Here is a 25,181-nt window from a genome sequence, read left to right as displayed (position 1 = left end):
GTTTCACTCGGACTGCCAGAGGTACTGCCATGACCCTTCGCATCGCCATCAATGGATTCGGCCGAATCGGGCGCAACGTCCTTCGCGCACTGTATACCCAAGGCTACCGCCAGGACCTGCAGGTCGTCGCCATCAACGACCTGGGCGACAGCGCCATGAATGCCCACCTGCTCAAGTACGACAGCGTGCACGGCATCTTCGACGCCAGCGTCGAAGCCGACCACGAAAGCCTGACGGTCAATGGCGACCGTATTGCGGTCAGTGCCATCCGCAACCCGGCCGAACTGCCCTGGAAGGCCGAGGCGATCGACGTGGTGTTCGAGTGCACCGGGCTGTTCACCGACCGCGCCAAGGCCGCCGCACACCTGGCCGCCGGGGCTGGCAAGGTGATTGTCTCGGCGCCGGCCAAGGGTGCCGATGCCACTGTGGTGTACGGGGTCAACCATGACATCCTGCGGGCCTCGCACCAGGTCATTTCCAACGCCTCCTGCACCACTAACTGCCTGGCACCGATCGCCCAGGTGCTGGACCGCGAGTTCGGCATCGAGCAGGGCCTGATGACCACCATCCACGCCTACACCAACGACCAGGTGCTGACCGACGTGTACCACGGCGACCCGTACCGCGCGCGTTCGGCGACCCAGTCGATGATCCCCAGCAAGACCGGCGCCGCCGAGGCCGTGGGCCTGGTGCTGCCGGAGCTGGCCGGCAAGCTGACCGGCATGGCGGTAAGGGTGCCCGTGATCAACGTGTCGCTGGTGGACCTCACCGTCAACCTCAAGCGTGAGGCCACTGCCGAGCAGGTCAACCAGCTGTTCCTCGAGGCCAGCAGGCATTCCAGAGTATTGGGCTACAACGCCTTGCCGTTGGTTTCCTGCGATTTCAACCACAACCCGCTGTCGTCGATCTTCGATGCCAACCATACCCGGGCCAACGGGCGCATGCTCAAGGTGCTGGCCTGGTATGACAATGAGTGGGGGTTCAGCAACCGCATGCTGGATAACTGTTTGGCGTTGTGCCGGGCTGGGTGAGTTCGCCACGGCATTTTCGGTGCCTGTGAGATCGAGCGCCGCCCGCGCGGCGCTCGATCTCACAGGCGCAGATAATGCCGCGGCGGGCACCCTCCAGCCCATTACCCACAATCTTTACCTTTTCCTAACACTTCCACACTTGACCTTCGGCACAGTTGATAAGCATTATCATTCACCTTTCGTCGGCCAGGTTCCCCCGTGAGTCAGTCCCGGTTCAACTCCGTTTTCCTCGTCCAGCGCCTTACCCTGCTGCGTACCCTGCAGCGCATGGTGGGCAACCCCAGCACGGCCGAGGACCTGCTGCAGGAAACCTACCTGCGGGTGTCCCGTGCCCTGGGTGAGCGGCCCATCGAGCATATCGAGCCGTTCGTGTTCCAGACCGCGCGCAACCTGGCCCTCGACCACCTGCGCGCGCGCCGGGTGCAGTCGCGCATGCTGGTCGACGACGTGCCCGACGAGGTCCTGCACAGCGTTGCCGCGCCAGCCACCAGCAGCGAGGACGCCGCCCATGCCGAACAGTTGCTCAAGCACCTGAGCGTCAGCCTCAACCAACTGAGTGAACGCCAGCAACGCATCTTCATTCTCAGCCGCCTGCACGGCGCTACCTACCTGGAAATTGCCGAGCAACTGAATGTCTCGCCCAGCACGGTACAGAAGGAGCTGAAACTGATCATGGCAATCTGCATGGGGGTCGCCGACCGCCTCAAATGAGCCGACCGCCGACCGGGCGATAACGCAAAACCCTTGCCACACCCCGCCTTAGCCTTGATCATTCGCAAAAAACCATTCAAGGATTCACCGTGACCGACAGCCCCGCCCCTCGCCCGTCACCCGCCGGGCCCAGCGCCCGTGCTCGTGCCATGGACGAGGCGCTGGACTGGCTGGTGCGCCTGCAATGCGCCGATGCCGAGGACACCCAGGCCTTCGAAGCCTGGCTGAGCGCGGCGCCGGAAAACGCCGCGGCCTATGTCGAGGCAGAAGCATTGTGGAACGGTGCGCCACTGCACCAGGTGGCCACGCAGATGCACCAGCAACAGCGCCGTTCGTGGCGCGGGCGCCTGCGCAGCCACTGGAAACCCCTGGCCACGGCGGCGGTGCTGCTGGTTGGGCTGTTCACCGTCGGCAACCTGCCCATGCGCCTGCAGGCCGACCACCTGACAGTGGTGGGCGAGCGCCAGCGTCTGGAGCTGGAAGACGGGGCGAAAGTGCTGCTCAACACCAATTCGGCGTTTGCCAGCGACCGCCGTGACGGGCGCCAGGTCGCCCGCCTGCTGCAGGGCGAGGCTTACTTCCAGGTCCCCGAGGGGGCGCTGCTGCCACTGGAGGTTCAGGCCGGGCCGTTGCGCGCACAGGTGCGCGACACCGACTTTGCCGTGCGCTACCTCGACGGCGAGGCACAAGTGCGGGTGCAGCGTGGCGATGTCGACCTGCAGGGGGGCCGCGATCAGCGCATCCGCCTGAGTGCCGGCGACAGCATCAGCGTCGGCCCGCAGGGTTTTAGCCAGCGCCAGCGCCCCGACATGCACAAAGACCTGGCCTGGGTCGATGGCCGCCTGGTGTTCGAGAACTGCCCGTTGAGCCAGGTGCTGGCCGAGGTACGGCGCTACTACCCGGGCTGGATCATCAACCGCAATGCGCAGCTTGAAGACGTTGCGGTCACTGGCAACTATCGCCTCGACCAGCCGTTGGAAACCCTGCGCGCACTGGCCCACATCACCTCGGCACAGCTGCATGAGTACCCGGCGCTGGTCATCCTGAACTGATCTTTTGCCTGTACTGGCCTCATCGCCGGCAAGCCAGCTCCCACAGGTACTGCACAGGGCTTGAGGCCTATGCGGTCGAGGTGGGAGCTGGCTTGCCGGCGATAGGGCCCTGACAAGCAACACATGATTACGCTCCCTTGAAATTATTTTTACGCGGTCGCGCTACCCCGCCCGTCTCGTTATAGCCAATGCAACTGATTCTTGTTTGAAAACGAGAACAGCCATCACCTATAACAGTCCGCGCGTCAGGGAGCGCTTTCGATGTCCACAGGTCCTACCCGCTCGTCCACCCTTCCCCGCCGTACAGGGCAACTGTCCCTGCTGACCTTGGCCCTGCTCGCCAGCGGCGCCTGCAGCCTGCCAGCGTTGGCTGCCGAGCCGGCCCAGGCCACTAGCCCACGCATGGGCGACTACCGCTTCAGCATCGGCCAGCAGCCACTGGTTTCGGCGATCAACGCCTTCAGCCAGGTCACCGGCTGGCAGGTTGGCTTCAGCGCCGAGCTGGCCGACGGCGTGGCCTCGCCGGGGGTACAAGGCTCGCTGGCACCGGAAGCCGCGCTCAAGCGCCTGTTGCACGGTACCGGCCTGGGTTATCGCAAGATCAGCAACGGCAATGTGGTGCTCGAACGCCAGGCCGGCGGCAATGTGGTCGCCCTGCAGCAGGTGACTGTCAGCGCCACCCGTAGCGCCCAGGATGTCAGCCAGGTGCCGAGCACCGTCAGCGTGCAGACCCGCGAGCAGCTGGACCGGCAGAACGTCAACAACATCCAGGACCTGGTGCGCTACGAGCCAGGCGTGTCGGTGGCCGGCACCGGCCAGCGCAGTGGCCTGAACGGCTACAACATCCGCGGCATCGACGGCGAACGGATCCTTACCCAGATTGACGGCGTGTCGATCCCCGACAGCTTCTTCTACGGCCCCTACGCCCAGACCCAGCGCAACTACGTGGACCCGGAGATCGTGAAACGCGTGGAAATTCTCCGTGGCCCAGCGTCTGTGCTGTACGGCAGCAACGCCATCGGCGGCGCGGTGAGCTACTTCACCCTGGACCCGGACGACATCATCAAGCCCGGCAAGGACGTGGGCGCGCGCCTGAAGACCGGCTACAGCTCGGCCGACGAAAGCTGGCTGACCTCCGCCACCGTGGCCGGCCGCCAAGGCGATTTCGACGGCCTGCTGCACCTTAGCCAGCGTAACGGCCACGAAACCGAGACCCACGGCGGCCACAGCGGTGACGGCCTGTCGCGTACCGAAGCCAACCCGATGGACGTGCGCACCACCAACGTGCTGGCCAAGCTGGGCTGGAACTACGCCGACGACGCGCGCCTGGGCTTCACCTACGAGCGCTACAAGGATGACCGCGACCAGAACATCCTCAGCGCCGTGGGCGGGCCGTTCAACAACGGTACACCGCTAGGCATGTACCGCAGCCGCGCTGGCAACGACACCGTGACCCGCGAGCGCTTCGGCCTCAACCATGAATTCGGCCTGGACTCGCTGGTGGCCGACCACATCAAGTGGAGCCTCAACTACCAGATTGCCAAGACCGACCAACACACCGAGGAGGTCTACTTCCCGTTCAGCCGTACAGTGCTGCGGACCCGCGACACGACCTACAAAGACCGCCAATGGATGTTCGACGCACAACTGGACAAGGCATTCAGCATTGGCCAGACCGATCACCTGTTGACCTACGGCGCGACCGTCAAGCATGAAAAGGTCACCGGCTCGCGCAGCGGTACAGGCACCTGCCTGGCCGTAGGCGGCGCTTGCCGGGCCATCGGCCAGGTCAGTGCCTCCGACACTCAGGCACTCGTCAGCGATTTCCCGGACCCGACCGTGAACACTTACAGCCTGTTCGTGCAGGACGAGATCCGCTGGAACGACTGGACCTTCCTGCCAGGCGCACGTTATGACTACACGCGCATGGAGCCCAAGTTCACCGAAGAATTCCTGCGTGGCCTGGAGTCCACCAGCACGGCGCCCACATCCCAGGACGACTCGGCCAAGAAGTGGCATCGCGTGTCGCCCAAGTTCGGCCTGACCTACGCCTTCAACGACAACTACACCTGGTACGGCCAGTACGCCGAAGGCTTCCGTACCCCTACCGCCAAGGCCATGTTCGGCCGGTTCGAGAACCTGCAGGAAGGCTACCGCGTCGAAGGCAATCCGAACCTGGAGCCTGAAAAGAGCAAAAGCTACGAAACCGGCCTGCGCGGCAACTTCGACGCCGGCAACTTCGACGTGGCAGTGTTCTACAACAAGTACCGCGACTTCATCGACGAAGACGCCGTGCAAAGCTCCAACCTGGATCAGACCTTCCAGGCCAACAACATCAAGCACGCCACCATCAAGGGTGCCGAGGTCAAGGGCCGCCTGAACCTCGATCACTTCGGTGCGCCGCAGGGCCTGTACACCCAGGGCTCGATTGCCTATACCTATGGCCGCAACGACGACACCGGCCAGCCGCTGAACAGCGTCAACCCGCTGAAGGGCGTATTCGGCCTGGGATATGAGCAGCAGAACTACGGCGGCCTGCTGAGCTGGACGCTGGTCAAGCGCAAGACCCGTGTCGACGACAGCACCTTCTACTCGCCTGATGGCTCGAGCAGCAAGTTCCGTACCCCGGGCTACGGCGTGCTGGACCTGACCGGCTTCTACAAGGTCACCGACGACGTCACCATCAACGCCGGCCTGTACAACCTCACCGACAAGAAGTACTGGCAGTGGGATTCGGTACGCAGCTACGACGGCCAAGGTGAAGCCGGCGTGACCCAGCCGGCCAACATCGACCGCCTGACCATGCCGGGGCGCAACTTCGGTATCAATGTGGTTTGGGATATCTGATCCCGTCCGCCTGTACTGGCCTCTTCGCGGGCAAGCCCGCTCCTACAGGTATTGCGCAGGCCTCAAGGTTTGTGTTGTCCCTGTAGGAGCGGGTTTACCCGCGAAAGGGCCGGTACTGCCAACACAAATACCGGCTTTTTTTACTGTCCCGCCCCCGCTGTTTCGTCTTGTATCTAGACGCCCCTTTTTCCAAGGACTACCCCATGACCGACCGCCCAGCTCTGCGCTCCCAGCGCCTGAACCAGATCACCCACGCCCCGCACACCGAGCTGGATGCCCTGGTAAAATCCCACGCGCCCTTCGACAGCCGCGAAAGCTTCGCCCGCTTCGTCGTCGCCCAGTACCTGTTCCAGTCCGAGCTGCAGGCCCTGTACAACGACCCGCAACTGATCGCAATCGTCCCCGACCTGGCCGAGCGCTGCCGTGCCGAACAAGCCCGCCTGGACCTCGCCGACCTCGACACCGAAGTGCCGGCGGCGGTGCCGGGTGCATTGCACAACCCGAGCCTGGGCGAAGCAATGGGCTGGATCTTCGTCTCCGAAGGCTCCAAACTGGGCGCTGCGTTTCTGATCAAGCGTGCCGTGGCCCTGGAACTGTCCGACAGCTTTGGCGCTCGCCACCTGGGCGAACCGACCGGTGGTCGTGCCGAAGGCTGGAAGCAGTTCACCCGCATCCTCGATGGCCTCGAGCTGTCGGCCGAAGAGGAAGCCGCTGCCGAACGCGGCGCAGTTGCCGCCTTCGAGCGCTTCACCGAACTGCTCAAGCATGCCTATGCTGCGGATGCCGCGCTGGTTTGACACGCCGTACCCGGCCACCCTACCGGTGGCCGAACCGTTTTTTGCAGTGAGACCATGACCCGACCCGCCCGCTCGAAACTCGCCCGCCTTTTGTATGCGATCCTGGCTTACGTGAGCTTGGGCGTGGGGCTGATCGCGATCGTCATTCCCGGCCTGCCGACCACCGAATTCATCCTGCTGGCCGCCTGGGCCGCCACCCGCAGTTCACCGCGCCTGTCCGCCTGGCTGGAAAACCACCAGCTGTTCGGGCCGATCCTGTACAACTGGCGCAATGGCAAGGTGATCCAGCGCCGCGCCAAGGTAAGCGCGACCATCAGCATGCTGCTGTGCGCGGGCCTGATGCTGACGTTCCTGGAACACCACTGGCCGGTGTTTTTGGCGATCGCCGGCATGACCCTGGGCAACCTGTGGATCTGGTCACGCCCAGAGCATGCCTGCCCTGCCCCGTCACAAACTCAACAGCCCTGAATACAGGGCGTAGGCCGCCAGCGCAGCGCCTGCCAGTACAGCGGCGAAAATCAACTTTTCCCAGGTGGTGAACAAAGCCTGCCCTTGCTCGCGCTTGGCCCTGGCGAACAGGATGACTCCCGGCGCATACAGCAGCGCCGACAGCAACAGGTACTTGAGCCCACCGGCATACAGCAGCCATACCGCATACAGCAAGGCAACCAGCGCCACCAGCAGGTCCTTGCGGCGCAGGGCCGGCTGCCCGGCATAGGTTTCCGCGCGCACTGCCAGCAGCACGGCATAAGCCGCTGACCACAGGTAGGGCACCAGAATCATCGAAGAGGCCAGGTAGATCAGGCTGGTATAGGTACCGGCCGAAAACAGCGTGATCAGCAGGAAACCCTGGATCATGCAGTTGGTCAGCCACAGGGCGTTGGCCGGTACATGGTTGGCGTTTTCCTTGGCCAGGAAGCGCGGCATGGTCTTGTCCCGCGCCGTGGCGTAGAGGATCTCGGCACACAGCAGCGCCCACGAGAGCAAGGCGCCGAGCAATGAAACCGCCAGGCCGATACTGATCAGCAAGGCGCCCCAAGGCCCGACGATATGTTCCAGCACCGAGGCCAGTGATGGGTTCTGCAGCCCAGCCAGCTCGGGCTGGGTCATTACCCCCAGCGACAGCACGTTGACCAGCACCAGCAGCGCCAGTACCCCGAGAAAACCGATCACCGTGGCCTTGCCCACGTCCGAGCGGCGCTGGGCGCGCCCGGAATACACGCTGGCGCCCTCGATGCCGATGAACACGAACACAGTCACCAGCATCATGTTGCGCACCTGTTCCAGCACGCTGCCGAACTGCGGGTTGCTCAGGCCCCAGATGTCACGGGTGAAAATATCGGCGCGGAAGGCAAACGCCGCGATCACCACGAAAATCAGCAACGGCACCAGCTTGGCCACGGTGGTCACCTGGTTGATGAACGCCGCCTCCTTGATGCCGCGCAACACCAGGAAGTGCACCGCCCACAGCAGCAGCGAGGCACAGCCGATGGCAATCGGCGTGTTGCCTTCGCCGAACACCGGGAAATAGAACCCCAGCGTACTGAACAGCAGCACGAAGTAGCCGACGTTGCCCAGCCAGGCGCTGATCCAGTAGCCCCAGGCCGACGAAAACCCCATGTACTCGCCGAAACCCGCCTTGGCATAGGCGTACACCCCCGAGTCCAGCTCCGGCTTGCGGTTGGCCAGGGTCTGGAACACGAACGCCAGGGCCAGCATGCCGACCGCGGTGATGGCCCAGCCGATCAGCACGGCCCCCACATCGGCACGCGCCGCCATGTTCTGCGGCAGCGAGAAGATCCCGCCACCAATCATCGAGCCGACCACCAGCGCGATCAGCGCGCCCAAGCGCAGCTTCTGTCCCGGTTCGCTCATGAGCCTCCTTTTTTCATGCACTGTCACGCGTTTGAAACAGCCATTCAGGCCATATAAATGCTGTTACTTATAATGGACCAATCCACTGAAGGCATAGCACTCATAACTGCTTTGTCTATGCGCCCTCTCTGTCAAAACTAGCAGCTGCCCGGCAACTAGAAAAGAAACTGATAAAACTCGAAATTCTTGTGGAAAATTTGCGAAAGTGGCAAAAGCGGCTAGCTTCAAGCATCGCAGGCTGATCAGAGCGTTTGCTCTATCTAGACGGACATGGAGGTGCCAGCGCGCAAGGCCTGCAGCAGAAGCTGTCGGCACTCTCCAGGAGCCCCGTGAAGGAATTTTCCTACTTCACGTCGCTATGAACTGACCCAAGTCAGCGAATGGCAGAGGCGTCGGATTTATTCTGTCGTCAACTTTCTCCTGGCAGGAGTTGTTAAATGTCTGATTCTTCCGGAAAACTAAAACTCGGCGCGTTAGTTGCACTTGTCGTCGGCTCGATGATTGGCGGCGGGATCTTCTCGCTGCCGCAAAACATGGCCGCCAGCGCGGGGGTTGGCGCTGTGCTGATCGGCTGGGCCATCACCGCGGTCGGCATGCTGACCCTGGCGTTCGTGTTCCAGACCCTGGCCAACCGCAAACCTGACCTGGACGGCGGGGTGTATGCCTACGCCAAGGCGGGTTTCGGCGACTACATGGGCTTCTCGTCGGCCTGGGGCTACTGGATCAGCGCTTGGCTGGGCAACGTCGGCTACTTCGTGCTGCTGTTCAGCACATTGGGCTACTTTTTCCCGATCTTCGGCGAAGGCAACACGCTAGCCGCAATCATTGGTGCATCGGTACTGCTGTGGGCGGTGCACTTCCTGGTGCTGCGCGGCATCAAGGAAGCGGCGTTCATCAACCAGGTGACCACCGTGGCCAAGGTAGTGCCGCTGCTGCTGTTCGCCCTGATCTGCCTGTTCGCCTTCAAGCTCGACATCTTCACCGCCGACATCTGGGCCATGGGCACACCGGAGCTTGGCAGTGTGATGAACCAGGTGCGCAATATGATGCTGGTCACCGTGTGGGTGTTCATCGGCATCGAGGGCGCGAGCATCTTCTCGGCGCGGGCGGAAAAACGCTCCGACGTGGGCAAGGCCACGGTCATCGGTTTCGTCATCGTGCTGCTGTTCCTGGTACTGGTCAACGTGCTGTCGCTGGGCATCATGACCCAACCGGAACTGGCCAAGCTGCAGAACCCGTCGATGGCCGCCGTGCTTGAGCATGTGGTCGGCCACTGGGGTGCGGTGCTGATCAGCGTCGGCCTGATCATCTCGCTGCTGGGGGCCCTGCTGTCGTGGGTGCTGCTGTGCGCCGAAATCATGTTCGCCGCCGCCAAGGACCACACCATGCCGGAGTTCCTGCGCCGCGAAAACGCCAACCAGGTACCGGCCAACGCCCTGTGGCTGACCAACGTCATGGTGCAGATCTTCCTGGTGATCACGCTGTTCTCCAGCAGTACCTACCTGTCGCTGATCTACCTGGCCACCTCGATGATCCTGGTGCCTTACCTGTGGTCGGCGGCGTATGCCTTCCTGCTGGCACTGCGCAGCGAAACCTACGAGCAAGCCTTGGCCGAACGCAAGAAGGACCTGTTCATCGGGGCCATTGCCTTGCTGTACGCCATCTGGCTGCTGTACGCCGGCGGCGTGAAGTACCTGTTGCTCTCGGCCCTGCTGTATGCGCCTGGGGCCATCCTGTTCGCCAAGGCCAAGCGCGAGGTTGGCCAACCCATCTTCACCAACGTGGAAAAGCTGATCTTCGCAGCCGTGGTCATCGGTGCCCTGGTGGCAGCCTTTGGCCTGTACGACGGCTTCCTGACCCTTTGACCCACGTCTTCGTTCAATTGGAGGAATGAAACCATGTCCGCTGAAAAACAGAAGTACGGTGTCCACTCCGAAGCCGGCAAACTGCGCAAAGTGATGGTTTGCTCGCCGGGCCTGGCGCACAAGCGCCTGACGCCGAGCAACTGTGACGAGCTGCTGTTCGACGACGTGATCTGGGTCGACCAGGCCAAGCGTGACCATTTCGACTTCGTCACCAAGATGCGTGAGCGTGGCGTGGATGTGCTGGAGATGCACAACCTGCTGACCGACATCGTCCAGCAGCCCGAAGCGCTGAAGTGGATCCTGGACCGCAAGATCACCGCCGACACCGTCGGTGTGGGCCTGACCAACGAAGTGCGCAGCTGGCTCGAAGGACTCGAACCGCGCCACCTGGCTGAATTCCTGATCGGCGGCGTAGCAGGCCAGGACCTGCCGCAAAGTGAAGGCGCCGACGTGGTCAAGATGTACAACGACTACCTGGGTCACTCCAGCTTCATCCTGCCACCGCTGCCCAACACCCAGTTCACCCGTGACACTACCTGCTGGATCTACGGCGGCGTCACGCTCAACCCTATGTACTGGCCGGCGCGACGCCAGGAAACCCTGCTGACCACCGCCATCTACAAGTTCCACAAGGAATTCACCGGCGCCGACTTCCAGGTGTGGTACGGCGACCCGGACAAGGACCATGGCAACGCCACCCTCGAAGGCGGTGATGTAATGCCGATCGGCAAGGGCATCGTGCTGATCGGCATGGGCGAGCGTACCTCGCGCCAGGCCATCGGCCAGCTGGCGCAGAACCTGTTCGCCAAGGGCGCCGTCAAGGAAGTGATAGTCGCTGGCCTGCCGAAGTCTCGCGCCGCCATGCACCTGGACACCGTGTTCAGCTTCTGCGACCGCGACCTGGTCACGGTCTTCCCGGAAGTGGTGAAAGAGATCGTGCCATTCATCATCCGCCCGGACGAAAGCAAGCCCTACGGCATGGACGTGCGCCGCATCAACAAGTCGTTCATCGAGGTGGTGGGCGAGCAGCTTGGGGTCACCTTGCGCGTGGTCGAGACCGGCGGCAACAGCTTTGCCGCCGAGCGCGAACAGTGGGATGACGGCAACAACGTGGTGGCTATCGAGCCGGGCGTGGTCATCGGCTATGACCGCAACACCTACACCAATACCCTGCTGCGCAAGGCCGGGGTGGAGGTCATCACCATCAGCGCAGGCGAACTGGGCCGAGGCCGTGGCGGCGGCCATTGCATGACCTGCCCGATCGTGCGCGACCCGATCGACTACTAACGACCATTGCACCCGGCCGCGCCCACAAGGTGCCGGCCGGGCCCTACCGAACTCAAGGAGAAACTGTCATGGCGTTCAACATCCACAACCGCAACCTGCTCAGCCTGGAGCACCACACCACCCGCGAGCTGCGCTACCTGCTGGACCTGTCCCGCGACCTCAAGCGCGCCAAGTACACCGGCACCGAGCAGCAGCACCTGAAGGGCAACAACATCGCCCTGATCTTCGAGAAAACCTCCACCCGTACCCGCTGCGCCTTCGAAGTGGCCGCCTATGACCAGGGCGCCAACGTCACCTACATCGACCCCAACTCCTCGCAAATCGGCCACAAAGAGAGCATGAAGGACACCGCCCGCGTGCTCGGGCGCATGTACGACGCCATCGAGTACCGTGGCTTCAAGCAGGAAATCGTCGAAGAACTGGCCAAGTTCGCAGGCGTGCCGGTGTTCAACGGCCTGACCGACGAGTATCACCCGACCCAGATGATCGCCGACGTGCTGACCATGCGCGAACACAGCGACAAGCCGCTGCACGACATCAGCTACGCCTACCTGGGCGACGCGCGCAACAACATGGGCAACTCGCTGCTGCTGATCGGCGCCAAGCTCGGCATGGACGTGCGCATCGCCGCACCCAAGGCGCTGTGGCCGCATGACGACCTGGTCGAGCGCTGCAAGAAATACGCAGAGGAAAGCGGCGCCCGCATCACCCTCACCGAAGACCCGGTTGCCGCGGTCAAGGGTGTGGACTTCGTGCATACCGATGTGTGGGTATCGATGGGCGAGCCGATCGAAGCCTGGGGTGAGCGCATCAAGCAGCTCAAGCCGTATCAGGTGAATGCGCAACTGATGAAGGCCACCGGCAACCCGCGGACCAAGTTCATGCACTGCCTGCCGGCGTTCCACAACTCCGAAACCAAGGTAGGCAAGCAGATCGCCGAACAGTACCCAGACCTGGCCAATGGCATCGAAGTAACCGACGACGTGTTCGAGTCGCCGGCCTGCATCGCCTTCGAGCAGGCGGAAAACCGCATGCACACGATCAAGGCGATCCTGGTTTCGACCCTGGCTGATCTCTGACAACCACCTCGATCCTGTGGGAGCTGGCTTGCCGGCGATGCAGGCGACACGATGCATGGCACCGGCTTCGCCGGTGATCGCCGGCAAGCCAGCTCCCACAGAAGGATCGAGGCGTTCACCCTCTATCCGCAAAGGACATTCCCCATGCGTATCGTTGTTGCATTGGGCGGCAACGCCCTGCTGCGTCGCGGCGAGCCCATGACCGCTGACAACCAGCGCGCCAATATTCGCACCGCTACCGAACAGATCGCCAAGATCCACCCTGGCAACGAGCTGGTCATCGCCCACGGCAACGGCCCGCAAGTCGGCCTGCTGTCGCTTCAGGGCCTGTCCTACAAGCCCGACGAGGCCTATCCGCTGGACGTGCTGGGCGCCGAAACCGAGGGCATGATCGGCTACATGATCGAACAGGAGCTGGGCAACCTGCTGGCCTTCGAAGTGCCGTTCGCCACCCTGCTGACCCAGGTGGAAGTGGACGCCAACGACCCCGCCTTCAAGGACCCGAGCAAGTTCATCGGCCCGGTCTACAGCAAGGAAGAGGCCGAGCGCCTGGCCAAGGAAAAGGGCTGGGTGGTCAAGGCCGACGGTGACAAGTACCGCCGCGTGGTGGCCAGCCCGAAACCCAAGCGCATCTTCGAGATCCGCCCGATCAAATGGCTGCTGGAAAAGAGCAGCATCGTGATTTGCGCCGGCGGTGGCGGCATCCCCACCATGTACGATGAAAACCGCAAGCTCAAAGGCATCGAGGCGGTCATCGACAAGGACCTGTGCTCGGCCTTGCTGGCAGAGCAGTTGGACGCCGACCTTCTGGTAATCGCCACCGACGTCGATGCGGCGTACATTGATTTTGGCAAGCCGACGCAGAAGGCCATCGCCCAGGCCCACCCCGACGAGTTGGAAAAACTCGGCTTCGCCGCCGGCTCCATGGGGCCGAAGGTACAAGCCGCCTGCGACTTTGCCCGTAATACCGGCAAGGTGGCGGTGATCAGCTCGCTGGAAAACATCGAGGACATCGTCAAAGGCACTGCCGGCACCCGGGTTTCCACCGCGAAACCGGGGATCAGCTACCGTTGAATGCAGTGGGCGGGCGCCTGGCGCCCGCCGTTTTCGACCTTCCAAAGGAGCTTGCCATGGCCCAGTACAACCCCGGTCATGTACACATCGAGCGCACCGCGCTGAACAATAACGACCACAGCTATGACCTGAACATCGAATACGAGGCAACGTCGGATCCCAAGGAAGGTAGAGGCATTCAGTTCCGCATGCATGGCAGCATCGAAGGCAAGACAGTGGAAGAAAAGTTCTTCCTGGCCAAGGACCAGGTGTTGCCCAGCTTCCTCATGCTACTGACCCGCAAGGCCCAGTCGTACCTGGCGCCGCCGAAGAAATTCGAAAGCCTGGGTTCGCCGCACAAGCTTTATGACTATATGTTCGCGGACATTCGCGAAAAGCTAGATGTGAAATCGGGCGACCCGATCAAGCCTGAACATCTCGAGTGATGCCGGAATTTTGGGGCTGCTTTGCAGCCCATCGCGACGCAAGGCCGCTCCTACAGGGGGTATACGTTCCCTTGTAGGAGCGGCCTTGCGTCGCGATGGGCCGCAAAGCGGCCCCGACGATGTTAAGGCATACTACCGCCCTCCCCAGCCACCACTTCACCCTCCCCATGCGCATCCACGTCAGCTTCATCGACCGCGTCGGCATCACCCAGGAAGTCCTCGCCCTGCTCGGTGCCCGCAACCTTAACCTGGACGCCGTGGAGATGGTCCCGCCGAACGTCTACATCGACGCCCCCACCCTCAGCCCCGCCGTGCTCGAAGAACTGCACGACGCGCTGTTCGAAGTACATGGCGTGCAATCGGTGGACGTGGTCGACATCCTCCCTGGCCAGCGCCGTCACCTGCAACTGGACGCCCTGCTGGCGGCCATGAGCGACCCGGTGCTGGCGGTGGACAGCGCCGGCAAGGTGCTGCTGGCCAACCCGGCGCTGATCGCCCTGTGCGGCCGCGAATCCGCCGGCCGCTCGGTGGGTGAGCTGTTCGGCGACCCGGCGCTGCTGCAAGCGCTGCTGGACAACAACTTCCACCTGCCCATGCGCGAAATGCAGCTCAACGGCCAGAGCCTGCTGCTGGACGCCATGCCCATTACCAACGCTGGCGGCCTGCTGACGCTGTACCCGCCGACCCGTATGGGCGAACGCCTGTCCGCCCTGCACCACGACCACGCCGAAGGCTTCGATGCCTTGCTCGGCGAGTCACCGGCCATCCGCACCCTCAAGGCCCGCGCCCTGCGCGTTGCAACGCTCGATGCACCGCTGCTGGTGCATGGCGAAACCGGCACAGGCAAAGAACTGGTGGCCCGCGCCTGCCATGCCATCAGCAGCCGCCACGCCGCACCGTTCCTGGCACTCAACTGCGCCGCGCTGCCGGAAAGCCTGGCCGAAAGCGAACTGTTCGGTTACGCCCCCGGCGCCTTCACTGGCGCGCAACGGGGTGGTAAACCCGGGCTGATGGAGCTGGCCAACCAGGGCACGGTGTTCCTCGATGAAATCGGCGAAATGTCGCCGTACCTGCAGGCCAAGCTGCTGCGGTTTCTCAGCGATGGCAGCTTCCGCCGGGTCGGCGGCGACCGCGAAGTGAAGGTGGATGTACGCATCATCAGCGCCACCCACCGCGACCTGGAGCGCATGGTCGCCGAAGGCAGCTTCCGCGAAGACCTGTTCTACCGCCTGAATGTGCTGAACCTGCAGGTACCGCCACTGCGCGACCGCGGCCAGGACATCCTGATGCTGGCGCACTTCTTCATGCAGCAGGCCTGCACGCAGATCCAGCGTCCACCCTGCCGGCTGGCCCCGGCCACCCACTCGGCACTGCTGGCCAACCCTTGGCCAGGTAACGTACGCCAGCTGCAGAACGTGATTTTCCGCGCGGCGGCTATCTGCGAGGGCAACCTGGTGGATATCGGTGACCTGGACATCGCCGGCACCTCGGTGGCCCGCGGTCAGGACGGCGAAGTGGCCAGCCTGGAACAGGCTGTAGGCGACTTCGAGCGTGAGTTGTTGCAACGGTTATATGCCAGCTACCCCTCGACCCGGCAACTGGCGGGGCGGCTGCAAACATCGCATACCGCGATTGCCCAGCGTCTGCGTAAATATGGAATACCGGGTAAAGCCTAATGCCTGTCAGATAGCGTTAACGGGGCTGCTACGCAGCCCATCGCAGGCAAGCCACACAGGGATTGCACATGGCTTGCGGCTAGTGCTGTCATTGTGGGAGCGGCCTTGTGTCGCGAAAGGGCCGCAAAGCGGCCCCAGCAATCTGTGCACCTGCGCTGAAACCCTGGGGCTGCTCCGCAGCCCTTTCGCGACACAAGGCCGCTCCCACATGGACCGCATCAGCCTCAAGGCCTGTGCAGTGTCTGTGTGTGGCTTGCCGGCGATGAGGCCAGTCCAGGCAATACAAGACAGTTGCTCCCACAGGTATCGCGCAAGTCCTGGATTCTGCGCGATACCTGTGGGAGCTGGCTTGTCGTGGCGACGAACCGCTGCGATGGGCCGCAAAGCGGCCCCTAATTGCTTAACTGACAGACCTTAGGGTTAAAGCCTGATAGCTGTTGTAATAATCCAGTTGTTATCCAGACTTTTCCTACGCCACTGAAAGATACTCTCCCACGTATGCCTCGTAGAATGGTGACAGTGTAATCCCACCTGTCACCCCACTTAATCCGCCGCAGAACGGGGAGTGGTTCGCTACTGGATATAACGAGAGCACCTGATGTTTGAACTCGATTTTTACGGGACACTTGTAGCCGCCTCATTAGTGCTGTTATTGGGACGCAGCCTGGTCGCACGCATTGGTTTCCTGCGCACTTACAACATTCCTGAACCGGTTGCCGGCGGCCTGGTAGTCGCCTTGGCATTGCTGGCGTTGCGCAGTTTCGATGTGCACGTGCAGTTCGATACCTCGCTGCAAACCCCTTTGATGTTGGCATTCTTCGCCACCATCGGTTTGAGCGCAGACTTTGCCAGCCTGAAAAAGGGCGGGCGCGTGGTGGTGGTGTTCCTGCTGGTAGTGACCGGCTTGCTGCTGGTTCAGAACGCCATGGGTATCGGCTTGGCAAGCGCACTGGGGCTGGACCCGCTGATGGGCCTGCTGGCCGGCTCGATCAGCCTGTCGGGTGGCCACGGCACAGGCGCCGCGTGGGGGGCCACCTTCACTGAAAAGTTCGGCCTGGCTTCGGCCGCGGAACTGGCAATGGCCTCTGCTACCTTCGGCCTGGTGCTGGGTGGCCTGATTGGCGGCCCGGTCGCCCGGCTACTGATCAAGCGCGTACGCACGCCTGGCGGCGAAGAACAACTACCGCAACTGCCAAAGGGCTTCGAACAACCAGACAAAGAGCGTCTGATTACATCATTCTCATTTATCGAAACCCTGGCACTGATTGCCGTCAGTCTGCTCACAGGCTCGTTACTTGGTGCGCTGTTGAAAGGCACTGCATTTGAACTGCCCACGTTCGTTTGTGTGTTGTTCGTAGGCGTGTTGTTGCGCAACGGTTTGTCGGCGTTCGACTTTTATCATGTATTCGAGCGGGAAGTCTCGGTACTGGGCAATGTCAGTTTGTCGTTGTTCCTGGCCATTGCCTTGATGTCGCTCAAACTGTGGGACCTGGCAGCCCTGGCATTACCGTTCTTTGCCCTGCTGGCCACGCAAACGCTGGTCATGGCACTGTTTGCGGTATTCGTGACGTTCCGGGTCATGGGCCGTAACTATGATGCCGCGGTACTGGCTGCCGGGCATTGCGGGTTCGGCCTGGGTGCGACACCAACGGCCATCGCCAACATGCAAGCGGTAACCCAGCGCTACGGGGCCTCGCACATTGCCTTCCTGGTGGTGCCGATGGTCGGGGCATTCTTCATCGACATCATCAATGTCATCGTCATCAAGCTGTACCTGGCATTGCCCTTGTTTGCCTAAATCGAGATCAGGCCATGCTCCAGGGCGTATTTCACCAGTGCCGCCGGCGTATCGATGTTGAGCTTGCGTCTGATGCTCAGGCGATAGGTTTCAACTGTTCGTACACTGATATCCAGCTCACGAGCCATTTTCTTGTTGTTGTGACCCTTGGCGATCATCGCAAGCACTTGCAGTTCACGCGGTGTCAAATCGTGCTCGCCCCGGTTACTCCCAACGAGCTTGCGAGTGATTTCCGAGCTGTAGAAGCTTCCTCCTGCGGCGATGGCCTCGATGGCAGCGATGAGCTCTGCGGAAGGCGCGTTCTTCAGCACGTAACCCAGTGCACCTGAACTGATGGAGGTGCGTACATACTCCTGATTGTCGTACATGCTCAGTATCAGGATCTTGATATCCGGGTAGAGCTCGCGCAGCTGGCGCGTGAGTTCCAGCCCATTCATGTCCTGCAGCCCGACATCGACCAGGAGGATGTCCAGTTCGGTGCGAGCTACCAACGCTAGCGCCTGGGCCCCTGACTCGGCCTGGCCGACTACCTCGAAATGCGGAATCGCGCAGAGCAGGGCCTTGACCCCATCACGCACCAGGACGTGGTCGTCGACCAGGGCAATTCTGACCGGATGGGTTACGCTCATGGAGCCCTCAAGAGTTGGAATAACGGAGCGGCTCAGGTGAGCGCAACCGGTATCTGCACCTGAAGTTCGGTGCGGCCGTAAGAAGAGCTGATATTAACGCTACCCAAGTGGTGATCCACTCGTTCGCGAATATTTCTCAGGCCGATACCGTGGCTTTCGTCTGCTGCACGGGTGTCGAAGCCTACTCCGTTGTCCTCGACCCGCAGCACGACCATGCCCTGCTGGAGGGTAACGGAGACGATCGCTGCGTCGGCTTTCGCATGACGCTCTACGTTCGCCAGGGCCTCTTGAATGATGCGGAACAGGGTTAACCTGAGGCTGGTATCGATGTCCGCGGCATCTATCCCACATTCATACTGGGTGTTAATCAAGGTGCGCTGCTCGAACTCACGCAGATGTTGCTCGATGGCCGGTGACAACCCCAAGGTGTCCAGTAGCGAGGGGCGCAAATCATGGGAAATGCGGCGTACCTCGCCGATGGCTGCGCCAAGTCGCGAAGTTCCCTTGCGCAGGTTTTCCAATCCTTCACTTCGACCATTGGCCAGTTCGATAGCGGCCAGTTCGTACTGGAACTTGATCGACACCAGCTCCTGGCTGATTCCGTCATGCAGTTCACGCGACACCCGCGAGCGCTCCTCCTCTTGCAGGTTCACGATCCGTTGGTTGAGCGTGGAAAGCTTTCGGTCGGCCAGGCGATGCTCACTGACGTTCAGCATCAGGCCACCAGCGAAGATCACCAGTACGGCAATCAACGAGAACGAGGCGATCGCCAACACCGTGGTCAGTACCCCCGAAGCTACTTCTTGTCGTGACTTGCGGGTCGCCACCTCCACATCGTCGATGTAGATGCCGGTGCCAAGCATCCAGCCCCAACGGTCCAGCATCACGACATATGACAGTTTCCCGGTAATCTGCCCGGAAGAAGGCTTCTGCCAGTCGTACAACTGGTAACCATCGCCCTCCCGGGCGCTCTTGAGCAGCGCCTGGATGACCGGTAACCCGTTTTTGTCGGTCAACTCAATGAGTTGCTTGCCAACCAGCTCGGCCTGCCGCGGGTGCATCAGGTTCTTGCCATGCTGGTCGTACACGAAGAAGTAGCCGTCGAGGCCGAAGTTGGCTTGGGACAGTATCTCCAATGCACGCTGCCGAGTGGCGTCATCATCGGTGCTGCCTTCATACAACGGCGCGATGAGGCTCATCGCCAGGCTCAGGTAGTTTTTCAACTCTGCCTTCTTTGCGGCCATGATGCTGCTTTCGACCAGGCGTGCCTGTTCTTCCTCCAGCTTGCGGCTCTGAGCAAACACCAGGACACAGATGAACAGAACCGAGAGGATGAGTGGAAGCACACTGAGGGTGACGATCTTGTGCTTGAGTTGCATGGTCATTTCCAATGCAGGAGCGGGCCGGCAACGGCACTATGCCTGCTGCCAGCCCTGCAATGCGAGAGCACCACGATGAACGTTGCGCCTGGATAGACTGCTTAGCGTTCAGCAGCAACGAACGGGGCGTCCTTTCCCACCACCGTAGCGAGCCTCCTGCCGCTCCCGGAAAAACGCCTCATAGGACATCAGCGGTTTTTCCGGGTGTTTATGCTGCATGTGCTCCACATAGGCGTCGTAGTCTGGCATGCCGACGAGCATCCGGGCGGCTTGCCCCAGGTACTTGCCCATCTTGCTCAGGTCATTGAACATTCCGGGCTGCCCCTCAGGCGTGCGGCTGTGGCTGGAACGGTGATTCTTTGTCGGTGCGTTCAGGCATGACCCAGGCACGGTGACCAACCTTCACGGCAAAACAGAGGATGCTCAAGACCACCAGCAGGAACAATGCTGTCAGCGTCGCGTTGGTATAGGCATTGAACACGACGTGCTGCATTTGCAGCAGATCCTTCGCCGGCGCCAGGACCTGGCCTGCGGCGGCAGCATCACTGTACTTCTTCGCAAGAGCCAGGAAGCCCATCGACGGGTCTTTGTCCAACAGCTTGATGAAACCGGCCGTCGTGGTGCAGATCAGCAGCCAGACTGCCGGAACCAAGGTAACCCAGACGTATCGCTGACGTTTCATGCGGATAAGCACGACGCAGCCAAGCATGAGCGCGATCCCTGCCAGCATCTGGTTGGAGATGCCGAACAGCGGCCACAGGGTGTTGATGCCACCCAGCGGGTCGATCACCCCTTGATACAACAGCCAGCCCCACATGGCCACGCAACCTGCGGTGGCGATCAGGTTCGCCGGCCAGGAGTCGGTCTTTTTCAGTGCCGGCACGAAATTACCCAGCAGGTCCTGCAGCATGAAGCGGCCTGCCCGCGTGCCCGCATCGACGGCAGTGAGGATGAACAGTGCCTCGAAGAGAATTGCAAAGTGGTACCAGAACGCCATGGTGTTCTCGCCTGGCAGCGCCTGGTGGAGGATCTGCGCAATCCCCACGGCCAAGGTCGGCGCCCCGCCGGCTCGCGCCAGGATGGTGTGCTCGCCAATGTCGGCGGCAGTCTGCTGCAGAATCTCTGGCGTTATGGTGAAGCCCCAGCTACTCACGGTAGCCGCCACGCTCGCGACATCGCCGCCCACCACTGCGGCCGGGCTATTCATGGCGAAGTAGACCCCAGGTTCGATGACCGATGCGGCGACCATGGCCATGATCGCGACAAACGACTCCATCAGCATCGCGCCGTAGCCGATGTAGCGCGCATGGCTTTCATTGGCCAACAGCTTGGGTGTGGTACCCGAGCTGATCAACGCGTGGAAGCCAGACACCGCGCCGCAAGCGACAGTGATGAACAGGAAGGGGAACAGCGAGCCCTTCCAGACAGGGCCCGTACCATCGATGAAGTGGGTGACGGCCGGCATTTTCAGGTCGGGGGCAATGACCAGGATGCCGATGGCCAGGGCGACAATGGTGCCGATCTTGAGGAAAGTCGAAAGGTAGTCCCGCGGTGCCAGGATCAGCCACACCGGTAGTACTGCGGCAACGAACCCATAGCCGATGAGCATCCAGGTGATCTGCAGCCCTGTGAAGGTGAACGCAGGCCCCCAGACCGGGTCGGCAGCGACGAGGCCACCAAACCAGATGGACGCCAGCAGCAGGACCACGCCGATCACGGAAATCTCACCGATGCGTCCCGGGCGCAGGTAGCGCATGTAGACGCCCATGAACACCGCAATCGGCAATGTGGCCATGACCGTGAACATGCCCCATGGGCTTTCCGCCAGTGCTTTGACCACGATCAGCGACAACACCGCGAGGATGATGATCATGATCAGGAAGGCACCGAACAATGCGATGGTACCGGGGATCGAGCCCATCTCTTCGCGCACCAGTTCGCCCAGGGAACGACCATTGCGACGGGTGGAGATGAACAGCACCATGAAGTCCTGGACAGCACCCGCCAAGACCACACCAGCGATCAGCCAGAGAGTGCCGGGAAGGTAGCCCATCTGCGCGGCAAGCACCGGGCCAACCAAAGGGCCCGCGCCAGCAATGGCCGCGAAGTGGTGGCCAAAGAGGATGTGTTTGTTGGTCGGCACGTAGTCCAGGCCATCGTTGTTGAGCACTGCGGGGGTGGCGCGTGTGGCGTCCAGCTGCATCACCTTGTTGGCGATGAACAGGCTGTAGTAACGGTAGGCAATGAGGTAGATGGCGACTGCGGCAGTCACGATCCAGAGGGCGTTGATGGCTTCGCCCCTGCGTAGGGCAAGAGTGCCCAGCGCAAACGCACCAAGCAAGGCAACGGCAAACCAGGCAATTCGGGTAGCCAGTGTGGTCATCGAATTTTCTCCTGTCGCGGGTGGTAACCCTGCGACGGCTTTTGTTGTTGTATGTGTCCGGATAAGGACGGCGACACTTTCGCCATCCTGAGTCCACAAGAAAATTCGCAGTACTACGGGCGCGATCTACGTAGAACTACGTAGACCGCGCAGCGGAAAAGGAGCTGCCTGGAAGTCCAGTGGGGGGTGACGCGTGTTGGGCTGATTCAGCCCTTCAATCACGACAATAGCTGAAATATATTTTGCGCACTAAATATTATTGCGCAATATACATCTCAGGCACCTGCCAACCGCTCCCCTTCCAGATACCGGAGAACGATCATGACTCTTAGCAAAGCATTCGCCATCGCCACCTTGACCTTCGGCACCAGCATTGCTGCCTTCGCCCAGCCCGCCACCCCTTACCAATACGGAATGGACCTGGACATTACCCAGGTAATCGCCCTGGATGCACCGGCCAGTGAAGACGCCAACATCGCCATCCTGACCTACCGCGACAGCGCCGGAAACGTGCAGAAGATCAGCTACATTCGCCCGAACATCACCGCCAACCAGAACTGATTACTGGCCCATCGCCCAGGAGCTTGAACCATGAAACTCTCCCGCCCCCTCACTGCCGGCCTGTTGGCCCTCGCTGTCAACAGTGCCTTTGCTGCTGGTAGCCCCGGTGTCGAAACCACCACCCAAGGTTTCCTGCAGGCCTTGGCCGACGGTGGCGGCAAGCCGCTGGAGACACTTGCGCCGAAAGACGCCCGCGCCGTGCTCACCGGCGCCCAAGCCAGTATCAAGGTGGATGTCTCCGGCATCCAGGTCGAGCGCCGCAGCATTCAGATCGACGGCCAGGCCCTGGAGATCCGCGTCGTACGCCCACAAGGCGCCAAGGGCGAACTGCCGGCGTTCATGTTCTTCCACGGCGGTGGCTGGGTGCTGGGTGACTACCCGACCCACGAACGCCTGATCCACGACCTGGTGGTCGGTTCCGGTGCCGCAGCGGTCTACGTCGACTACACCCCGTCACCGGAAGCCAAATTCCCCACCGCTATCAACCAGGCTTATGCCGCCACCCGTTGGGTCGCCGAAAACGGCCAGCAAATTGGCGTCGATGGCAGCCGCCTGGCGGTGGTAGGCAACAGCGTAGGTGGCAACATGGCTGCAGTGGTTGCAATCAAGGCCAAAGAGGCAGGCACGCCGAAGCTGCGGTTCCAGGCACTGTTGTGGCCGGTGACCGATGCCAACTTCAACAACAGCTCGTATAACCAGTTCGCCGAAGGTCACTTCCTGACCCGCAATATGATGCAGTGGTTCTGGGACAACTACACGACAGACCCGAAGCAGCGCAATGACATCCATGCCTCGCCACTGCGCGCAAGCCTTGACCAGTTGAAAGGCCTGCCACCAGCGCTGGTGCAGACCGCCGAAATGGACGTGCTGCGCGACGAAGGTGAAGCTTACGCCCGCAAGCTGGGCGCCGCAGGTGTGCCGGTTACCGCCGTGCGCTACAACGGCATGATCCACGACTTCGGCCTGCTCAACGTGCTCGGCCAAGTACCCGGCACCCGAAGTGCCATGGACCAGGCCGCCCAGGCGATCAAGCAGCACTTGGAGTAACAGACGCAACGCCCACTAGCGCAGTTTTGGCTCAATCCCTGGTCGTCATTTGCCCAAAAATGCATAGGCAATACGAACTATATCTTCATCCTCTCCATACCAGCCCAGAAATGAAATACCTACAGGCAAATTACCCTTTACGATTCCAGCTGGAACCGATATCTCAGGGAATCCAGTAGCTGACGCGATATAAGCGGATGCGTAGGTATCTGCCGTTTCACAGACGTAATCCGGGTCACTTTGTCCGTTTACAACCGAGGCCGGGCAGTTGATCGTCGGAAATACCAAGGCGTCTACACCCGCTTGGCGCATCACCGCCGCGAGCTCTGTACGCAGTGCAGGAATGGTGTTGCTGAGGATGGAGATATAGAGAGGAGAATCCGTCTCGGATTTCTCGCTAAGTTCCTTTAACGCAGCCAACCGTTTGGGATTCATGAGGTGGCCTTGCTGCTCTTGCTGATGCTGCTCCGATAGCTTGACGAACTCAGCCAATGTCTTGGGCTGCCGGGCGTTCAATGTGCTCAAGTAGCGCTCGAATTGAGATGAGAATTCGGCGTCCCCAACAGGCCCCAGAACACCGGCCCAGAGCTCTTCATAGCGTTTGGGCAGGACAACTCTGACCAGCTTGGCGCCTTTCTCAGCCACACGCTGCTGAGCCGCTTCGAATACTGCATCCACCTGAGCATTGGCACCGATGAAATTGGTAACAACGCCCAATGTGCGGCCTTTTAGACTCGATTGCTCCAGCCCTTCGACAAAATTCATTGCTGTCGAATCAACATTGGCGGTGGCGGCATCCGCTTTGTCACTGCCCTTAATGACATCCAGCACGATGGCTTGATCGAGAACGGTGCGGGTAATGACTCCAGCGGTGTCAAATGTCAGCGACAGCGGGATGACTCCACTGCGGCTGATCAAGCCCAACGATGGACGCATGCCCACCGTCCCGGTAACACTTGCCGGAGCGCGAATCGAACCACTGGTATCCGAGCCCAGTGCAAAAGGTGCAAAGCCTGCAGCGACAGCGGCAGCGGAGCCGCTACTGGAACCGGATGCATCGTGTTTGAGGTTATGCGGATTAAGTGTTTGCCCACCGAGCGAGCTATACCCAAGCCAACCATAGGAGGCCGCAAGCTCCGAGAGATTCGTCTTGCCTAGCAAAATGGCACCGCCGCTTTGCAGGCGCTCGATCACGAAAGCGTCACGAGACGGCGTAGAGTCACGCAGTACCCATGAGCCTCCGCTGGTAGGAATCATTTGAGTATCGATATTGTCTTTGGCCAGGTATGGAATGCCGGCTAGTGCCCCGTGTTTCACACCAGGCTCCTTCGCACGCTGTGCATCCCAGTTCCTGGCTTGCTCCAGCGCATCCTCGTTAAGGCTGATCACCGCATTTAGGTGGTCACCCTGACGATTGTTGCGTTGAATCTTGTCTTGGTAAAACTTCACGAGTTGCTCGGAGGTGATCTGCCCTTCATCCAATGCCTGGCGCAGCTGACGAAGGTTCAGCGTGTCCGGCGTTTGAGCGAACGCAGATGCGGATATGAAAAGAGACAAGGCGCAGCCAGTGAAGAAGTTTTGGGTCGTGAGCATATCGGGCCCCTGCACTTGGACGAGTTTGCCCACGGCGCTGCACGGCCTGCCAGGAAGCCATACAGCCTATGG

General features: G+C 61.3%; 21 protein-coding genes. 15 read left to right on the top strand and 6 right to left on the bottom strand.

Annotated features, from left to right (window positions below):
- The first annotated feature begins 29 nt into the window (after positions 1-29).
- The 6 genes from gap (at position 30) to TZ03_RS07185 (ending at position 6,906) form a co-directional block, all read left to right on the top strand.
- Entirely contained in the window at positions 30-1,031 is a 1,002-nt protein-coding gene (gene gap / locus TZ03_RS07210; protein ID WP_051096655.1) for a type I glyceraldehyde-3-phosphate dehydrogenase, read from the top strand.
- 198 nt (positions 1,032-1,229) lie between these two features.
- Positions 1,230-1,742 carry an RNA polymerase sigma factor gene (locus TZ03_RS07205; protein WP_051096654.1) on the top strand — a complete coding sequence of 171 codons (513 nt, stop codon included), beginning with the start codon at positions 1,230-1,232 and terminating at the stop codon, positions 1,740-1,742.
- Between the two features lie 89 nt (positions 1,743-1,831).
- Positions 1,832-2,794, top strand: coding sequence for a FecR family protein (locus TZ03_RS07200; protein ID WP_051096653.1), 963 nt, complete (start codon positions 1,832-1,834; stop codon positions 2,792-2,794).
- A 261-nt stretch (positions 2,795-3,055) separates the two neighbouring features.
- Positions 3,056-5,641, top strand: coding sequence for a TonB-dependent receptor (locus TZ03_RS07195; protein ID WP_051096652.1), 2,586 nt, complete (start codon positions 3,056-3,058; stop codon positions 5,639-5,641).
- Positions 5,642-5,844: 203 nt separating this feature from the next.
- Positions 5,845-6,438, top strand: a complete 594-nt coding sequence (locus TZ03_RS07190) for a biliverdin-producing heme oxygenase (RefSeq protein ID WP_051096651.1) — start codon at positions 5,845-5,847, stop codon at positions 6,436-6,438.
- 54 nt (positions 6,439-6,492) lie between these two features.
- Positions 6,493-6,906 (top strand): YbaN family protein, encoded by a 414-nt coding sequence (locus TZ03_RS07185; protein WP_051096650.1) that lies wholly within the window; start codon positions 6,493-6,495, stop codon positions 6,904-6,906.
- On the opposite strand, the gene arcD (TZ03_RS07180) is transcribed toward TZ03_RS07185, so the two are convergent.
- Complete coding sequence (arcD, locus tag TZ03_RS07180) at positions 6,886-8,313, bottom strand: arginine-ornithine antiporter (protein WP_051096649.1); 1,428 nt, start codon at positions 8,311-8,313, stop codon at positions 6,886-6,888. The genes TZ03_RS07185 and arcD (TZ03_RS07180) overlap by 21 nt on opposite strands.
- Positions 8,314-8,750: 437 nt before the next feature.
- Here arcD (TZ03_RS07180) and arcD (TZ03_RS07175) point away from each other — a divergent pair, with 437 nt between their 5' ends.
- The 7 genes from arcD (TZ03_RS07175) to gltS all read left to right on the top strand — a co-directional run bounded on the left by arcD (TZ03_RS07175) (position 8,751) and on the right by gltS (position 17,517).
- On the top strand, positions 8,751-10,178 hold the full coding sequence (gene arcD / locus TZ03_RS07175; RefSeq protein ID WP_051096648.1) for an arginine-ornithine antiporter: 1,428 nt from the start codon (positions 8,751-8,753) through the stop codon (positions 10,176-10,178).
- A gap of 33 nt (positions 10,179-10,211) precedes the next feature.
- Positions 10,212-11,465, top strand: a complete 1,254-nt coding sequence (arcA, locus tag TZ03_RS07170; RefSeq protein ID WP_051096647.1) for an arginine deiminase — start codon at positions 10,212-10,214, stop codon at positions 11,463-11,465.
- 68 nt (positions 11,466-11,533) lie between these two features.
- Positions 11,534-12,544, top strand: a complete 1,011-nt coding sequence (locus tag TZ03_RS07165; RefSeq protein ID WP_051096646.1) for an ornithine carbamoyltransferase — start codon at positions 11,534-11,536, stop codon at positions 12,542-12,544.
- Between the two features lie 144 nt (positions 12,545-12,688).
- A complete protein-coding gene (gene arcC / locus TZ03_RS07160; protein WP_051096645.1) occupies positions 12,689-13,618 on the top strand; it encodes a carbamate kinase in 930 nt (309 codons plus the stop codon).
- A gap of 56 nt (positions 13,619-13,674) precedes the next feature.
- Positions 13,675-14,043: a DUF5064 family protein gene (locus TZ03_RS07155; RefSeq protein ID WP_051096644.1), complete on the top strand. Its 369-nt coding sequence runs from the start codon at positions 13,675-13,677 to the stop codon at positions 14,041-14,043.
- Between the two features lie 167 nt (positions 14,044-14,210).
- Positions 14,211-15,719 (top strand): sigma-54-dependent transcriptional regulator, encoded by a 1,509-nt coding sequence (locus tag TZ03_RS07150; protein WP_051096643.1) that lies wholly within the window; start codon positions 14,211-14,213, stop codon positions 15,717-15,719.
- Between the two features lie 598 nt (positions 15,720-16,317).
- Positions 16,318-17,517, top strand: a complete 1,200-nt coding sequence (gene gltS, locus TZ03_RS07145) for a sodium/glutamate symporter (protein ID WP_051096642.1) — start codon at positions 16,318-16,320, stop codon at positions 17,515-17,517.
- On the opposite strand, the gene TZ03_RS07140 is transcribed toward gltS, so the two are convergent.
- From TZ03_RS07140 to TZ03_RS07125, 4 genes are all read right to left on the bottom strand, one after another.
- On the bottom strand, positions 17,514-18,146 hold the full coding sequence (locus tag TZ03_RS07140) for a response regulator (protein WP_051096641.1): 633 nt from the start codon (positions 18,144-18,146) through the stop codon (positions 17,514-17,516). The two genes, gltS and TZ03_RS07140, sit on opposite strands and share 4 nt — an antisense overlap.
- Positions 18,147-18,178: 32 nt before the next feature.
- Positions 18,179-19,525, bottom strand: coding sequence for a cache domain-containing protein (locus tag TZ03_RS07135; protein WP_051096713.1), 1,347 nt, complete (start codon positions 19,523-19,525; stop codon positions 18,179-18,181).
- A 108-nt stretch (positions 19,526-19,633) separates the two neighbouring features.
- Positions 19,634-19,837: a YbdD/YjiX family protein gene (locus TZ03_RS07130; protein WP_051096640.1), complete on the bottom strand. Its 204-nt coding sequence runs from the start codon at positions 19,835-19,837 to the stop codon at positions 19,634-19,636.
- Between the two features lie 13 nt (positions 19,838-19,850).
- On the bottom strand, positions 19,851-21,908 hold the full coding sequence (locus tag TZ03_RS07125) for a carbon starvation CstA family protein (protein ID WP_051096639.1): 2,058 nt from the start codon (positions 21,906-21,908) through the stop codon (positions 19,851-19,853).
- A 321-nt stretch (positions 21,909-22,229) separates the two neighbouring features.
- On the opposite strand from TZ03_RS07125, the gene TZ03_RS07120 reads away from it, so the two are divergent.
- Positions 22,230-22,469, top strand: coding sequence for a DUF2790 domain-containing protein (locus tag TZ03_RS07120; protein ID WP_051096638.1), 240 nt, complete (start codon positions 22,230-22,232; stop codon positions 22,467-22,469).
- Positions 22,470-22,499: 30 nt separating this feature from the next.
- Positions 22,500-23,516, top strand: coding sequence for an alpha/beta hydrolase (locus tag TZ03_RS07115; protein WP_051096637.1), 1,017 nt, complete (start codon positions 22,500-22,502; stop codon positions 23,514-23,516).
- A gap of 45 nt (positions 23,517-23,561) precedes the next feature.
- Here TZ03_RS07115 and TZ03_RS07110 read toward each other — a convergent pair whose 3' ends face one another.
- Entirely contained in the window at positions 23,562-25,109 is a 1,548-nt protein-coding gene (locus TZ03_RS07110) for an amidase family protein (protein WP_053388407.1), read from the bottom strand.
- Between the last annotated feature and the right edge of the window lie 72 nt (positions 25,110-25,181).

Origin of the sequence: Pseudomonas sp. 10-1B (assembly GCF_000935045.1) — a bacterium.
GTDB lineage: Bacteria > Pseudomonadota > Gammaproteobacteria > Pseudomonadales > Pseudomonadaceae > Aquipseudomonas.
The sequence above is the reverse complement of the archived record's forward strand: the minus strand, read 5'-3'. Positions and strand labels throughout refer to the sequence as shown.